At 55.9% G+C, this 14,974-nt stretch carries 12 protein-coding genes; 7 read left to right on the forward strand and 5 right to left on the reverse strand.

Going from position 1 to position 14,974, the window contains the following annotated elements; translation table 11 throughout:
* Positions 1-6: 6 nt before the first annotated feature.
* The 3 genes from Poly41_RS14885 to Poly41_RS14895 all read right to left on the reverse strand — a co-directional run bounded on the left by Poly41_RS14885 (position 7) and on the right by Poly41_RS14895 (position 5,090).
* Complete coding sequence (locus Poly41_RS14885) at positions 7-750, reverse strand: FkbM family methyltransferase (RefSeq protein ID WP_146527216.1); 744 nt, start codon at positions 748-750, stop codon at positions 7-9.
* Positions 738-1,406, reverse strand: a complete 669-nt coding sequence (locus tag Poly41_RS14890; protein WP_146527218.1) for a peroxiredoxin-like family protein — start codon at positions 1,404-1,406, stop codon at positions 738-740. Before Poly41_RS14890 ends, Poly41_RS14885 begins: the two co-directional genes overlap by 13 nt.
* A 111-nt stretch (positions 1,407-1,517) precedes the next feature.
* Positions 1,518-5,090: a hypothetical protein gene (locus tag Poly41_RS14895; RefSeq protein ID WP_390621427.1), complete on the reverse strand. Its 3,573-nt coding sequence runs from the start codon at positions 5,088-5,090 to the stop codon at positions 1,518-1,520.
* Between the two features lie 336 nt (positions 5,091-5,426).
* Between Poly41_RS14895 and Poly41_RS14900 the strand changes: the two genes are divergently transcribed.
* Both Poly41_RS14900 and Poly41_RS14905 read left to right on the forward strand, forming a co-directional pair.
* A complete protein-coding gene (locus Poly41_RS14900) occupies positions 5,427-7,964 on the forward strand; it encodes a c-type cytochrome (protein WP_146527220.1) in 2,538 nt (845 codons plus the stop codon).
* A gap of 21 nt (positions 7,965-7,985) precedes the next feature.
* Entirely contained in the window at positions 7,986-8,516 is a 531-nt protein-coding gene (locus Poly41_RS14905; protein ID WP_146527222.1) for a rhodanese-like domain-containing protein, read from the forward strand.
* Between the two features lie 8 nt (positions 8,517-8,524).
* Here the strand turns inward: Poly41_RS14905 and Poly41_RS14910 are convergent, their stop codons facing one another.
* Entirely contained in the window at positions 8,525-9,610 is a 1,086-nt protein-coding gene (locus tag Poly41_RS14910) for a hypothetical protein (protein WP_231615670.1), read from the reverse strand.
* Between the two features lie 451 nt (positions 9,611-10,061).
* Here Poly41_RS14910 and Poly41_RS14915 point away from each other — a divergent pair, with 451 nt between their 5' ends.
* The 5 genes from Poly41_RS14915 (at position 10,062) to Poly41_RS14935 (ending at position 13,678) form a co-directional block, all read left to right on the forward strand.
* Complete coding sequence (locus Poly41_RS14915) at positions 10,062-10,529, forward strand: carbon storage regulator (protein ID WP_146527226.1); 468 nt, start codon at positions 10,062-10,064, stop codon at positions 10,527-10,529.
* A gap of 28 nt (positions 10,530-10,557) precedes the next feature.
* Positions 10,558-10,863 carry a Gfo/Idh/MocA family oxidoreductase gene (locus tag Poly41_RS14920; RefSeq protein WP_146527228.1) on the forward strand — a complete coding sequence of 102 codons (306 nt, stop codon included), beginning with the start codon at positions 10,558-10,560 and terminating at the stop codon, positions 10,861-10,863.
* A gap of 5 nt (positions 10,864-10,868) precedes the next feature.
* Entirely contained in the window at positions 10,869-11,234 is a 366-nt protein-coding gene (locus Poly41_RS14925; protein WP_146527230.1) for a hypothetical protein, read from the forward strand.
* 90 nt (positions 11,235-11,324) lie between these two features.
* The gene (gene fucP / locus Poly41_RS14930) at positions 11,325-12,785 is read left to right on the forward strand and encodes an L-fucose:H+ symporter permease (RefSeq protein WP_146527232.1); all 1,461 of its coding nucleotides are present in this window, start codon (positions 11,325-11,327) and stop codon (positions 12,783-12,785) included.
* Between the two features lie 476 nt (positions 12,786-13,261).
* Complete coding sequence (locus Poly41_RS14935; RefSeq protein WP_146527234.1) at positions 13,262-13,678, forward strand: hypothetical protein; 417 nt, start codon at positions 13,262-13,264, stop codon at positions 13,676-13,678.
* Between the two features lie 176 nt (positions 13,679-13,854).
* Here Poly41_RS14935 and Poly41_RS14940 read toward each other — a convergent pair whose 3' ends face one another.
* Complete coding sequence (locus Poly41_RS14940) at positions 13,855-14,925, reverse strand: NAD(P)/FAD-dependent oxidoreductase (RefSeq protein WP_231615671.1); 1,071 nt, start codon at positions 14,923-14,925, stop codon at positions 13,855-13,857.
* Positions 14,926-14,974: the final 49 nt, after the last annotated feature.

The following is a 14,974-nucleotide window of genomic DNA, read 5'->3' on the forward strand; positions in this document are numbered from 1 at the left end:
CGTGGGCTATCGCCAGGCCAACAACTGCGTTTGCGTCGCCTGAGTGTCTCGCTGCCACGCTTCCAGGTGTGGCGGCAAGGCATGTTGCTGGAAACGAGATTCGGCTTCGACCACGAAGCCCGCCTGCTCCAGTGCCTTGTGTATCCGCCCTGACGAGTTGTAGGATTCGCTTGCCTTGGTCTGGTGCACTTCGACATAGACGGCTTCCACGTTGCCCAGGCATTCCGCACTTTCGTTGATGACCTGCTCTTCCGCCCCTTCGATATCCAACTTCAAGAAGCTGACGGTGCGTTTCGAGAGGTAGATCGATAATGGCACACATTGGACCGTCGTGCGCGTCGTTGTCCGATTGATTCCCCATGCGGTGCGATCACCCCAGGCGGGATCGATCGAATTTCCTCGCGCGTCCCCGCTGGCAGAGATGTTTCCGTACCATGGGGTCGTGCCCTCGGAATCCGCAACCGCCAAATTCAGACACCGCACGCCCGGGATGTCATTGGCCTCGACGTTTTTGCACAGGATGGCAAAGGCAAATGGATCGGGCTCAAAACAAAGAATCTCGGCTTGAGGCCAGCGATGCTTCCACTCCAGCATCGACACACCGATGTTGGCACCGCAATCGATGATCAGTGGACGTTCGTCGCTCGGCTCGAAGAACGATGGAAAATCATCGATTTGGCGGATCATCGATTCGGCAGCCTCGCGGTTTTGGTAGAAAAGTTTCTGACCACGAAATCTTAAGTGCTGCATCCGTCGCTTTCGTTCGTCGATTGAATTTCCGCTATGTCACAATAGTCGGGACGATCTGCGGAACTGCGGTGCCGGAACGCTTTGATGATCTGGTCGTGATGAACCAAAAAGACACCAGGCATTTGGAAGCCGTCGCCTTGAAGTTTTCCCACGGCATGACGCTTCAAAACAGCTGCTTTGAAACCGGACCACCAAACCGATGGGCCAAGCAGCTGACGCGCTTGACCGCGAGTCAAACCGTACGCACGGTAAAGTTTGGATTCGGCGTCGCTAATCCGGTGCACATCCCCGAGGGAGTATTTGTCAAATAATTTCTGGCTAGCCGCGTCTTCGGGTGTCATATGGACCAGCACAATCGTTGCATGTTTCTCGACTTGCTCGCGACGCGTGGACAAGTCCGCTAGCGTTTCGCGGCAAAAGGTGCATCCGAGATGCCGCAAAAACACCAACAGCACGGGCTGCTCTCCACTGAGCCGCGACAACGTCATGCCGAACTGAGTGGACGCCGCGTGATTTGCCTCTTCGAGGGAAGCAAAGTCGTCGCTTGCGTCGGGGGCATTCCAATTTCGAAAGGCAGCATAAAGACCACCGAGCATAAACATAGGTTGTGTCCAGTCAAAGGCAATCGGAACAGGCAGCGGGATCGTTTTTCGCATCCCGGTGTCGCTGCTAGCGCGACCACCGGCTCATGGCCAAGATCCCTACCGGGATACCGATCGCGCGTTGAAATCCAACGGAGTCAGCAATTGAATCGCGCCCGGTCGAATTTAGCGGGTCGCCAGCCGATGAAGCAAGGTCTTGTCCTTGGGGCTTGGCCGCATGGGGTCGCAACCGATTGTCCCCAGCAGCTCTGATTCGTAGCTTGGCGATTCGGCTTTCTTTCGCATACCTTTGACGAAGTCCAGCCGATCCTGAAGGCTCAATTCGCTTGCAAGGTCGCTGTCTTGGGAGGTGTCCATGCTCTGTTTCAATCGCAGTTCAAATGCGGTCCAATGGGCCACATCACGGTCACGTTTTTCGCGAAGCCTACGATGGTACCAATCACTTTCCAGAACGGATTCGCGAGTGAACATTTCGCGGACCTCAGGATCATTCGAAGTCTTACCCTCGTAATCACCAAACGCCATGATGCTCAAGATGGCTTGCAGCGGCGGACAAGCCAATTCATAGCCACCATCCTCGAAATAGGCTCGAGCCACACGCTGTTGAGCTTCAGCGATGTAGCGAATTCCATCGATGAACGAATCCCGGTCTTGCAATTCGGGTTGCAGGATTTCATGGGTAAACACTTTGGCGGGGTTGTCGAAAATGCGTGCCAAGTAGGTTCGTACGAATCGACGAGTGATGCGGTACCCCAACCGGCTGGCGGGAATCGTTTCGCCATTGACCTCAAAATCTTCGAGCTTTTCGAGCATCTTCGCGTCGATCAAGGCTTTGGGTTCACGCTCATCGGGCCCCAAGCGGCACCAGACTTCGGGGATCAACAACGACACATCATGACCGACTTCAAATCGCGGCCCCACATGTCCGGCCGCGGTACTGAATCCACCAAGGCCTGTCAAAATCATGGAGACGACCACTGAATTCAGATCAATCGAAGGCATCAACGCATTGAATGGCCCTTTGGTCAGCGCACCTTCGCTGCCGGCCCCCGTCGTGCTTGGGCTCTTGCCCGTTAACGAGCAGACGTAGTCCATCAGCAATTCCGGCAATTCTTGATAGTGCAGTGGCGAATAGACTGCCAACGAGCGGAATCCAGCGGTCGGATCGGGTGGATTATTGCGGCGTCCGGAGAGCACCGCGCCAACCGGTGTATGCACCGGCGCATCAACGGGCAGGCTGCGGTGCAATTGCATCCCACGCATCGCGACATAGGTATCGCGTGACCGGACCATGTCGGGGCGATCTTGCAGGTATCGCGGATTCTTGGTTCGTACTCCATCGACAAGTCGTGGGTCTGCGGTGCTGACGACATAGCCCGTTTGGACCGCCGCAGCCTTTTGCAACAACTCGGCCATGGGGCCGGTGAACTTATCAAACTCGATTGCGTCGGCAACAATCTCTCTTGCCTCGGCGGTTGAAAGCGCTTCAAAGTTGCTGATGAAATTCCCCGTTCGCGAGAGATCCCATTCGGTTTGTTTGTCCAATCCACGGTGCACCGCATCATCGGGGCGTTGAAACAGTCGAAATTCACAGTTCTCAACAAACTTATAGCTGTCGGCCGGCAAGATTGCATTCCCCACGTGTTCGACGGCTTCGCTAGGCACCACCACGCTCGCACTGATATCGTCTTCACGTTGCACCTTGTCCGCGGCGACAAAATCTTGCCGCACTTTGAAGGTTCGCCAGCGGTTCTGGTCCAATCCCACTCGCAAATAGGTACCGACTAAAGACCTCCCGTCCATTTTGAGCTCATGCCCTGGTGACCCATTCACAATGTCGACGCCAAAATAGTCTTGCCAGTTGTTCTCCATCCCCGTTTTGACAAAACGTTTGATGATCAGGGCCATCGCGTAGACATGATCGGGGATACTCGCCAGCCAATTGTTGTATTCGTCATTGAAATCGGGCGTTGGCGTCAGCAACTGAATCACGCTACCGAGGCTGCGATCGGGATCGAGCACACCACGACTGGGCTGGTCCGTGTAGTCGGTGCGACCCGCGTAGTGGGAGGACCATCGGTCGTGATAGCTTCGCGAAAAGATCTCTTCGAGCCTTTGGAAATCGTCTTCACGATCTTTGACGAAGATCGGACCATACAACATGTAGTCGCGGAGACTCTTGCTGATCTCACTCTTGCCGCCACCGCTGACGGTACACGGTTTGTGGCAGAAAACGCCTTCGCCTACCGAACCGACCAAACGCCATGAGGGTGCGGCCGGATGTTTTTCAAGACGAATTTTGTAGCCACTTGGAGCGATATAGATATGCTGAGGTGACAAGGCAATGCGATGTTCCTTGCCATCCCGCTGCCAGAGGATACAGCGCTGGTGCAACGTGGCCTTGGCATCCTCGGGAATGTAGATCACGGTCGGATCAAATTTATCGACCCCGTAGCCTTCGGGTTGGACATCGATAAACGATTCGTAGTCACGTGCAACATCATCAAACCGACGTCCATTGTAGCGGCGGCTGTTGACTTGAAACTCGTCTCCAAGGGAATAGGACGCAAAGGCGAGAGCGCCACCGGCATGTTCTTCTTCACAGCCGCCCATCAAGTTCGTCGCGTAACTGAGTTGTGTTTTGACTTCTTTCTTGCAATATCCAAAATAGTTGTCCGCAATCAGCGTCACGATCACACCCGATGCATCGCGACAAGTCAGCTTGAATGCACCGCCATCGTTGTAGCATTCGGATGGATCTTTCCAACACATGGAATCGCGACGCTGGCGCTCATTGGCATCGTCATAGTGAGGAAGGCCAAGTTCCTTTTTCGTCAGCGATGTCAAATGGGGCGCCAAGATCACGCATCCGGTATGACCGCTCCATGACCGCACATCCAAACCCGCATCGTTGCGAGGGCTGAAGGGATCGCCTGCGTTGCCGAAAATCGATTCGACAAAATCAAGGTTACTGACCAAGGAACCCGGAGCATAGAACCGAGTCTCCATGGTTTTGGCATCACTGTATCCGGGTACCGCAGGACAGACCAACGGGCGCAGCAGCAGGGAAACCCAAGTATGGGATGGCTGCGCCGACTTGGCGGTGTAGGGCAGCAACATCAAGTCCTCAGGCGGCGACATCGCGGCGCGGAACAGGTTGGCGAAGACATGCTTGGGCACGACCCGTTTGTCGTTCGGTATCGGTAGCCCACCCGAAACGACATGAAAGGTGCCTGAGGTGGTGCGGCGATCGGCCCGCGGATTGTGAAGCACCCCGTTGAGGCAGCGATACGATTCGAGTAGCTCGTTGTTGAAGCGATGCCCACCGGCTGGCAAGCTCAACTCACGCCCCATACCATGCCGATCGAGCGTCAAGGTTCGTCCAGGGAGCCGTAGCCGATCGCCGTCGATCACCTCTTGGAAATAGCGATGCAGGAAGGTTTCGATCCGCGAATCGATCGGTGCTCGATATTCCGCCAACAAACGGGTCTTGGCTCGCAGACTCTCCAAAATGCCTGCGGAGAAGGCCGTCATCGACTGGGCCTGGTCGCCGTCGGGCGGCAGCAGTCCGGCGGAGGCGAGTTGCAGCGTAATGTAGTCGTGCAAATGTTGACGCTCGGTCGCGTTGCTGGCCAAATCACGGTCCCAACCCAACGCTCGTTGAAGTTCCGCTTTGTCGTTTTTCATCGCGTCAGGGGTCATCGAAGTGGGCAGCAAAGAAATGGGCTTCTTAGTCATAGGGCGATGGTCTTTCCGTCGTAGGGGGGCGAAGCCGCAAGGAGCGAGTTTTCGCTCGGTAGCGAATCGTCACAGAAAAAGAAAAATTCGTCTGATAGATGATGGAGTTGAGAAGTGATTTCGCTAAGAGTCCAACGAGCGTCCGCCACACGATCGCAAGGAGCGAATGGGTGTTTTTCTAACGGGGTTTGAGCAAACTGCAAGTGGATCTCGCCAGTGTTGGCTACAGCCACGCTGTTCGGGTATACTGTGATTTCCTCGCCCGCAAGCGATACCCATCTCCTCATCCGCATGCGATCCGCACGCCCCTTTTCTCCTCGCAAGGAACCTCTTTCGATGCGCCTCTTTCCGTTATTTGCCTGTCTGTTTTCGTTGCTCTGCATCACGGCTTCGTATCCGGCGCAAGCGGAGGGATTCGGTGCCACACCGGCGCAGCTTTTTAGCACCCTCGACGGCTTCACCGTTGATTTGGTGTACGACGTTCCGGGTGAAACCCAAGGCTCTTGGGTCAGTTTAACCGTCGATCCCAAAGGCCGTTTGCTGGCATGCGACCAATATGGCGGGTTGTTTCGAATTGAGGTGTCCGGCAACGATCCGGTCGTCGAAAAGATGGAAATCGATTTGGTCGGAGCTCAAGGTTTGCTTTGCGCGTTTGGATCGTTGTACGCCAACGTGAACGTCTCACCATCGACCAAAAAGCGGGGGGCCAATCGCGGGGGCATTTCGGGCGAAGCCGTGAACGCCTGCGGCGTTTGGCGGCTGACCGATACCGACGGGGACGACCAATATGACACTCGTGAGCATCTCTTGCCTCTCAACGGAGGCAGCGAACATGGGCCGCACGCCTTGATCTTGTCTGCCGATGGACAGCGAATCCTGCTGTGCGCTGGCAATAACACGACATTGCCGGAAAACATCTCACGTAGCCGAGTCCCGCCGGTCTGGGGCGAAGACCATTTGCTTGGCCGCATGCCAGATGCTCGTGGGCACAATGCGACTCGATTGGCCCCTGGTGGCTTTGTGGCTTCGATCAAGCCGGACGGCAGTGATTTCGAATTGCTCGCGACTGGTTTTCGCAACCCCTATGACATCGCACTCAACCGCGATGGCGAACTCTTCACGTATGACGCGGACATGGAATGGGATATTGGGACGCCTTGGTATCGGCCGACGCGGATCAATCATGTGATCAGTGGTGCCGAGTTCGGATGGCGAAACGGCACCGGAAAATGGCCCGCCTCCTATCCTGATTCCTTTGGCGCCGCCGTGGACATCGGGCCAGGATCACCGACGGGCATCTGTTTCGGCTACGGAGCGAAGTTTCCCCAACGGTATCAGAATGCGCTTTTTGTTGCCGATTGGAGCTACGGCAATCTGTACGCCGTCCATTTGACGCCCGACGGCAGCTCGTACGCGGGGACCTTTGAAACGTTTGCCACAGCCGCTCCTTTGCCCGCGACGGACTTGGTTATCCATCCCGACGGCGCGATGTACTTTACCGTCGGCGGCCGAGGCACCCAAAGCGGTTTGTACCGGATTCGATACACCGGCAACGAGTCCACCGAGCCGGTGAGCCCGGCTATCGCTGAAGCGGAAAAGAAACCGGTGACTCTTCGTGAGCTTCGTCATGCGATTGAAGCGACGCATGCATTGCCAGCCAAGGGGGCAATGGATCAAGCGATTGCGAACCTGAGTCACCCCGATCGGGCGATTCGTTTTGTCTCGCGGATCGCACTCGAGCTACGCGGTATCGATGTTTGGCGTGATCGTGTGTTGGCCTTGGACGATCCGAAAGCCCGAATCCTTGGTGTCGTCGCCGTGGCGCGGCACGGAAGTGATGCCGATCGAGCATCGTGCCTCGCAGCACTCAACGAAATCGACTGGGGTGCATTGTCGCCAGCGCTGCGAACGGATCTGCTGAGGGCCTATTCGCTCGTGGCGATTCGGTTGGGCGGCATAACGCCGGCCGAGGCAGCACCGATCATCGCGACGTTGAATGGCGAATTCCCAAGCGGCAATCACCAAGTCGATCGCGAATTGGCTCAGTGGCTGGTCTACTTGGATGCACCAGAAATTGTCGGCCGCGTCGTTCATGAAATGGAAGCGTCACCGAGCCAAGAGAACCAAATCCAATATGCGATGACGCTGCGATCGGTCGAAGAAGGTTGGACTGCGGATCTGTACCGACGTTACTTTGCTTGGTTCGGCGACATTCAATCCGCTCGGGGCGGTGCCTCGTTTGGTGGATTCATTGACAACATCAAGAACGCGGCGCTCGAGCATGTCAGCGAAGAAACCAAGAAGCAGCTTGCCGAGGTGCTCACCGCGAGGGATGCATCGGCGTCGGAAGCGACGGCCGAGCCAAGGCCACTGGTGAAACAATGGACTGCGGATGATTTGGCGTCGCTTGTGACGGGTTCCGCAACGAAGCCTGATTTCGAGCGTGGCCGGAAGGTGTTTGGTGAGGCAAGTTGCTTCAAATGCCATCGAATGGGATACCAAGGCGGGATTCTGGGGCCTGACTTGACCGGTGCCGGCGGTCGGTTTACGCCACGCGATCTGTTGACCGCGATTGTCGAACCCAGCAAACAGATTAGCGATCAGTATGGCGCCACGCAGTTCTTGACCGACGATGGCCGAATTGTCGTGGGACGTGTCGTCAATCTTTCGGGCAATAAGTTGCAGGTCATGACGAACATGCTCGACCCCGCTCGGCAAACCGGTATCGACCGTGATACGATCGAGGAGGCGATACCGGCGACCTCAAGCATGATGCCGGCCGGTTTGCTTGACACGTTTACCTCGCGAGAAATCGCCGACCTTGTTGCCTACTTGCGAGCCGGCGGAAACCCCGAAAGCTCGATTTACCAATAAAACCGAAACGGCGTATTGAAGATGAAACGAATCCTGATCCTTTCCGCGGCCATCGTGATGGTCACCCTGGGAATCAAAAACACGAGTGAGGCTCAATTGGGGAGTTTTTTCGCGAAGAAGCCAGCAGTCCCAGAAATCTCCGCTCCGCAACTCCGTAAGATGTTGACCGATCAAGCCGCGACGCAGAAAACGGACGATCAGCAGCAGGCAATCGCAACGGAGCCCTCGTTCGTGCTGGTCGATGTCCGTAGCGAACCGGAATACCGCGTCTCGGTGATTCCTGGTGCGATTCCGGCGAGTGAATTTGAAAAGGACCCAGCGAAATACAAGGGCCGCACGGTGATCACCTACTGCACATCTGGATACCGAAGTGAGAAGTACGCTCGGAAATTGATCGACGAAGGTTGGGATGCCAGGAATTTCAAGGGCAGCATCCTTGGATGGTGCGCTGCAAAGTACCCGCTGGAAACGCTCGATCGCAAACCGACGCAACGGGTCAACACTTATAACTCGCGCAATCGGGTGCCCGAACAGTACGAGGCGGTTTGGTAGGGCAACGACTACCGCTGAGCCGCTTCATCACTGCGCGGTAGCCACTTGGCGAGCTTGGACGATTCTTTCGTGTTGATGCGGCCCTCGCATCGCATTTCGTCCTCATCGCTGCGTAGCCGGATATGAACGACGACCTCGTCACCTGCTGGTTTCGCATCCTGCCATTTGACGGGGATGTGCAATCCGCTTGTTGGCTGAGAGCGAACGAGGTTGGCGACTTCTTCCGCCGAGAATTCCCAACGGCCGATGCGGGCTGCTCCCGCATCACGAGTCGGATCGAGGGCCACAACGGTCAGCTCGCCTTCGATCTCGAATTGATTTAAATCGACCGTGACACCACGCCGGTCGAGCGCACGAACGACGAGGAACAGACCATCGGTTGTACCGGACTCAGCGCTGCCTTGTGCCTCGTCAGAATCATCGAATCGATGACCTCCCGAAAGTCCCATGTGCAGTTCCAACGATTCAGGAAAGATCAGATTGGGCTGCGTTGATTTAACGGCGTCGGGCAATTGGATCTGTCCGGGCGGCGTCGGCAACTCCTCAAAGCCCGGATTGGGGGGCGGCAACAATTCGCCCGGTTCGATGGGCAAAACCTCGGTGTCTGCTTTTCCAGGGGGTTCGGGTTCACCGATCGGTGGTGGAAGCGGCAGCATTTCGCTTTCCGCATCCAGTTCGTCAACTGGCTCTTCATCAATACCCTGGACATCTTCGGTGTCTAGGAAGGGATTGCCTAGTTGGTCCATCGGCACAGCTTCCCCTGGATCAATCAGCGGTGCATCAAAACCGTCTTCCATGTCGATGGAATCGGGCAGAGAAGATGGATCGAGCGAGGGTTGGCGATCAGGGGCGAGATGGGGACGGGGTTCCGGGGCGGGCACCGTACCGCCAACCGAACGCTTGGAAGCCTCCGCTTGGCTTTTGGCTCGCTGCAATTGGTCTCGGAGCACCTGGTTTTGGTAGTCCGCATCGTAGAGCTGATCTTCTAAGACTCGGATCTCGCTGGCCATCCTTTGGCGGTACAGATCGTTATGGGCTCGGCTCTGGCATCCCAACGCCGTCATGATTGCAGGCAGCAACGCGAACGACAGCACGGTGCCGACTCCGGCGAAGCGATTCGGGTGCGGTTTTGTAGGAGGGCCAGCCAAGGTGACGACGGGGGTTCAACGACGAAAGGGTTAAGGAAGGATACGTTTGATTTGCGGATCTTTGCCGCAGGGGCAACGAAGAACCGCTGTCAAAACTTCGCAATACCGCGCCAAGAACGCGGGGGTCAACGCCGTTTTGCCACACCCAAGCTACAATCGAGCTTGTAAATCTTTCCACCTTCGCTGCCTCTTGAGCGTGCCGGGAGCCAACCCGAATGTCGGTAAGTCCTTTTGCAACCCTATCTTAAGGCCTACTTTTTCGATTGCAGTGTGGTTTTGGCACGGGGTGTGCATCACCACAGCTTCGTTAGCGACGACTTAGAAATCCGATGGATAGAGCAATCGTCGCAGTTGTCGCATCATTCGAAGACGTCCCAGTTGGGCAAAGGAGCCTGCCATGTTGGTTTTGACACGAAAACTGAACGAAAAGATTCAAATCGGTGAGAATATCACGATCACGTTGATCCGCGTCGATGGGGGAAAGGTTCGCTTGGGAATCGATGCACCACGAGACGTCCGCGTCTTGCGAGCCGAATTGGAAGCTTTGGCCCCGTCCTCATCCGAGAGCGCGATCCAAAAGGGCGATTCCAAGTTCACCGTAAAAGATCTGCACGAAGCGGAATTGTTGAACGAGGCCATGCAAATCGGCGAGCGTGAAGAAGCGTTCGCTCATCCCGTCGACTTGCCGAACGTAAGCTCCGCTCGGACGGCTCGCCAGAGCATTGCGGCAGCAAAGGTCAATCGACTCGGAAATCTTGCCGAACCTCGCGTCTTTATGTCTCGCCTCCGCACCAACGACACCGTGAACACCAACGACACCGTGAAGCCGAGGGCCGGTGCTCCCTTAGCTGCATTCCTGCGTTAGGACCACTGCGGCGTTGTCGGTGCCTTGGGTGATTTCAGGTCGAGCTGTGGGGGACCAGGCCAACGCTCCGGCGAACGACAAGATTACGTTGGCAACGATCGGTAACGGCAAAATGATGGGGGGATCTCATTTGCCGCACTTCGTCAACATGCCGGAGATCCAAGTGGTCGCGGTTTGTGATGTCGACACCAACCGACGCGATGAAGCAAAGCGGATTGTTGACCAAGCTTATGGCAACGGTGACTGCGAAACCTACGTCGATTACCACGACATCCTCGCCCGTGACGACATCGATGCCGTCGCGATCGGCACGCCGGGTCATTGGCATGTTTAATCTTCATGGATGCGTGTCAAGCCGGCAAAGATATCTATTGTGAAAAGCCGCTCACCAACACCTTGAAGGAACCCATTGGCGAGAATGAGATTCATCTTTACGAAAGCCCTGCCGATAGTCATCACGGGCACCGTCAAGATTGGGTCAATTGTTTAAAGAGCCGTAAACAGCCGAATTGTCCGATCGAAACCGGCGCTCGCAGCGTTGCGGTATGCCACCTCGGGATCCTTGCCTACGCGCTCGGCGAAGAACTCGAGGGCAAGTCGTTGAAATGGGATCCCCAAAAATGGGAATTTATCGACAACGATGCCGCCAACGCACGGAGAGAATATCCCTACCCGCGACGCAAAGGCTACACGTTCCCGTCGTAGTGTGTGAAGGGTCCGCTGAAACGCTATACTGTGTTCACCAGCGTTTGCACTCTCCCCCCACCCACATTTTTTATTGCTAACGGACTCACGATGGAAACACCGTATCAACCGCCCACGGATACCGATTCTCCCGATTCCGGTCAGGATCCGTCGGCTGATTCGCTCAAAGCCGCCGAGGATCACACTCGAGTCGTTCCCAAGCAGTATTTGACGGCGTTCATTTTGGTGACGTCGCTATTTGCGCTTTGGGGATTTGCCAACGACTTTACCAACCCGTTGGTGCGAGCCTTCAAAGAGATCTTTTTGATCAGCAATTTTGAGAGCTCCTTGGTCCAGTTTGCCTTTTACGGCGGATACGCCACGATGGCGATCCCCGCCGCGTTGTTGATCCGAAAATTTTCATACAAAGCCGGCATCATAACGGGCTTAGCGTTGTATTCGATCGGAGCCTTGATCTCGATTCCCGCCAGTTTGCAGATGTCGTTTGGCATGTTCTTGGTTGGCTTCTACATTTTGACGTTCGGCCTCGCCTTTTTGGAGACCACCGCAAACCCGTTTGTCTTGTCGATGGGCAGTCCCGTGACCGCCACACGTCGATTAAATTTGGCTCAAGCGTTCAATCCAATTGGCTCGTTGACGGGGATGATTGTCGCGAGTCAGTTCATTTTGCCTGCGTTGCAAACCGAATCGTTCAAGGCGGCCGAGGCCGCCCAACATCCGGAGTACGCCACGATGCGTCCATCGGAAGTGGACGGTTTGATGATCGAATCGCTCGAATCGTTTCGTGACAACGAACCCGAAAAGCATGCCGAGATGCAGACCCACGATTTATCGGTGGTCCGAATACCTTATGTCGTGATTGCACTGGTGGTGTTGGCCGTGATGGCAACCTTCTTGATTTCAAAGATGCCCGACACTGGCAGTGGCCATGAACAGATCTCTCTCGGGGCCTTGGTCCAGCGATTGACGACGGGCCGCTACCTCGGTGGTGTTGCGGCGCAGTCCTTTTACGTGGGGGCCCAAATCATGTGTTGGACGTTTATCGTTCATTACGGGATGACCCTGCTGGGACTCACCGCTGCCGAGGCACAGCGGTACAACATTGTGGCCATGGTGATTTTCTTAGTCAGTCGGTTTGCTTGTACGGCGATCCTTCAATACTTACGGCCGGGATTGCTGCTGGGCGTTCTAGCGATCGGTGGCATGTTGCTCACGGGCGGTGCGATTTTGTTGCAGGGTTACACCGGACTGTATTGTTTGATCGGCGTGTCGGCATGCATGTCGTTGATGTTCCCAACGATCTACGGATTGGCACTTCATGGATTGAACCCAGAAGACGCAAAATTGGCTTCGGCCGGGTTGATCTTTGCAATCGTTGGCGGGGCATTGATGCCGCCGCTACAAGGTTCGATCATTGACGGATCGGACATCACGCTTGGCGGCACGCTGCTTGAATCTGTTCGCGTCTCATTCGTGTTGCCGCTCATTTGCTTCGTCGTTGTCGCGGTATACGGGTTCGCGATGAGTCGGCAGGCGTCGGCGGCAAGCTAGTCCCTGGTCCACAACCTTAAGAAAAAAAGTGACAGAGAGCGCTCGTGGTCTGTCACACCTTCCTTTTGGGGTTGCCGCGAATTTGTAGAACGGACTTCCAGTCCATTCTTTGTTGACCGAAATGACGGACTGGAAGTCCGTCCTACCGCAATTCTTAGAGCATTTCCATAAAACACGTAGGTCCGGTTCCCACCGGACTGCCTCGATTCGGCCGGTAGGAACCGGCCCTACATCCCATGTCAATTTTTGAAATACTCTAGCTGGAACAAAACACAAGGGTTGGGGCCGAGTGCCGCGCAAACTCCCTCAGCGGGGTACAGATTTCCGCAAACGTCCGGGGAGTGGTGTTTTCCATGGCGGTGCGTGCTCGGTATTTTCGCGTTCTCCTTTTACAGTGACGACCGCGACTGCGCGATCGGTTGCTACTTTTCCTACTCGCATTCCTTTTCGGTGTTTTCGATCCAACAGACGAGGCCATGGCGAAACGAAGTGACCTGTTGCGTCGGCTAAAAATGGCTGACCGTCGTCGCAATCGCCGGCCCACGGCAGCGGCGAAGCCCGCACAAGGCCGAACGGCTGCGCCGACGCCACAGACCGACGTCGCTGGCTTGGTCGTGACGGAGATTTTGCAGTTTGTGGATGAGGGAGGCCGGCGTTCGGACGCCGAAGTCGTCTCCGCTCTTCGTGCGTTTCGCCGCGGCTCGAATCCGTCGAGCCCTGACGCCATGGTGTTGAAACAGCGATTGCAACAGATTGGCGATCGCGCCGACGTCGAAATGCGAACGTTGCGTGATGCCGTGGGTGATTTGATCGACGAGGCGACACACTACAGCGATCGCGGCCAAGCCAACGATCGGTTCGTCAAGTACTTACAACTCGTTGCCGGGTCGTAAACCTGGACAGCGTGCCTAGTGGACCGTCAGCATTCAATTTTAGGGTAGTGGATTTCGCCAGAAATCCGTAACTCAAATGTTCTTAGGGACTTCTGGCGAAGTCCACTACGTCCAAACTCGCCGTTGTAACCTTGACGGTCCACTAGCATCTCGCCCTCAGACGTTAACCTGCACGACTAGGCTTCTCGTTCTGCCAAGTAGCGTTCAGCATCGAGCGCCGCCATGCATCCGGTTCCAGCCGAAGTGATTGCTTGGCGATAGTAGTCGTCCGCGACGTCCCCCGCGGCGAAAACTCCCTTCACGCTTGTGTTAGTGCGGAACGATTTCGACCACTGGATGTAGCCCGCCTCGTTCATCGCAACCGCCCCATCGAGGAACGCCGTGTTCGGTGTGTGTCCGATGGCAACAAACATGCCACCGACCGCCAATTCTCGCTTGGAGCCATCCGCTGTGCTCTTCAATCGCAAGCCGTTCACCATCTTCTCATCCCCGAGGACTTCGTCGACGACGGTATTCCAAAGTACTTCAATCTTCGGATGGTTCAGCGCGCGGTCTTGCATGACTTGAGAGGCACGCATCTGGTCACGACGAATGATCATGTAAATGGTCGCAGCATCTTTTAGATTTGCCAAATACGTCGCCTCTTCCACGGCCGAGTCACCTCCACCGACGACGGCCAAGGGTTTGCCTCGGTAAATCGGCAGTGCTCCGTCGCATACCGCGCAAGCGCTGACGCCTTTGTTCTTGTACTTCTCTTCGCTCTCGAGCCCCATGTAGTTGGCTCTTGCGCCGGTCGCGATGATCACGGTGTGTGCTTTGACGGTCTCACCGCTGAGGGTCGTTAAAACATGGACGTCATCCGAAAAATCGACGCTAACGATGTCATCCCCCACCACTCGTGTGCCGAAGTTCAGTGCTTGTTGTTTCATCAGCTCCATTAATTCGACCCCTTGGACCGCATAGTGCGGGGCGCCATCTTTTTCATGTCCCGCTGGCGCCATGGGCAAGTTCCAGTGACGATCCTTGTCAACCGCGGATTCCACGAAGGCTCGAACATTGCCCGCAGGAAAACCGGCATAGTTTTCGACTTCGGTCGTGAACGCCAATTGCCCGAGCGGGATCATTTCGGGCCGCACGGTGCCTTCGTAAACGACGGGGGTCAGATTCGCGCGGGCAGCGTAGATGGCTGCCGACCAGCCTGCGGGACCACTACCGATGATGACTGTTTTTTCGATTGAATCGCCCACGCTTCGTATTTCCCGTTTCAATTTTTGCTTCGAACCGACGCTGACCGTA

This window comes from Novipirellula artificiosorum, from assembly GCF_007860135.1.
Taxonomy (GTDB): Bacteria; Planctomycetota; Planctomycetia; order Pirellulales; family Pirellulaceae; genus Novipirellula_A; species Novipirellula_A artificiosorum.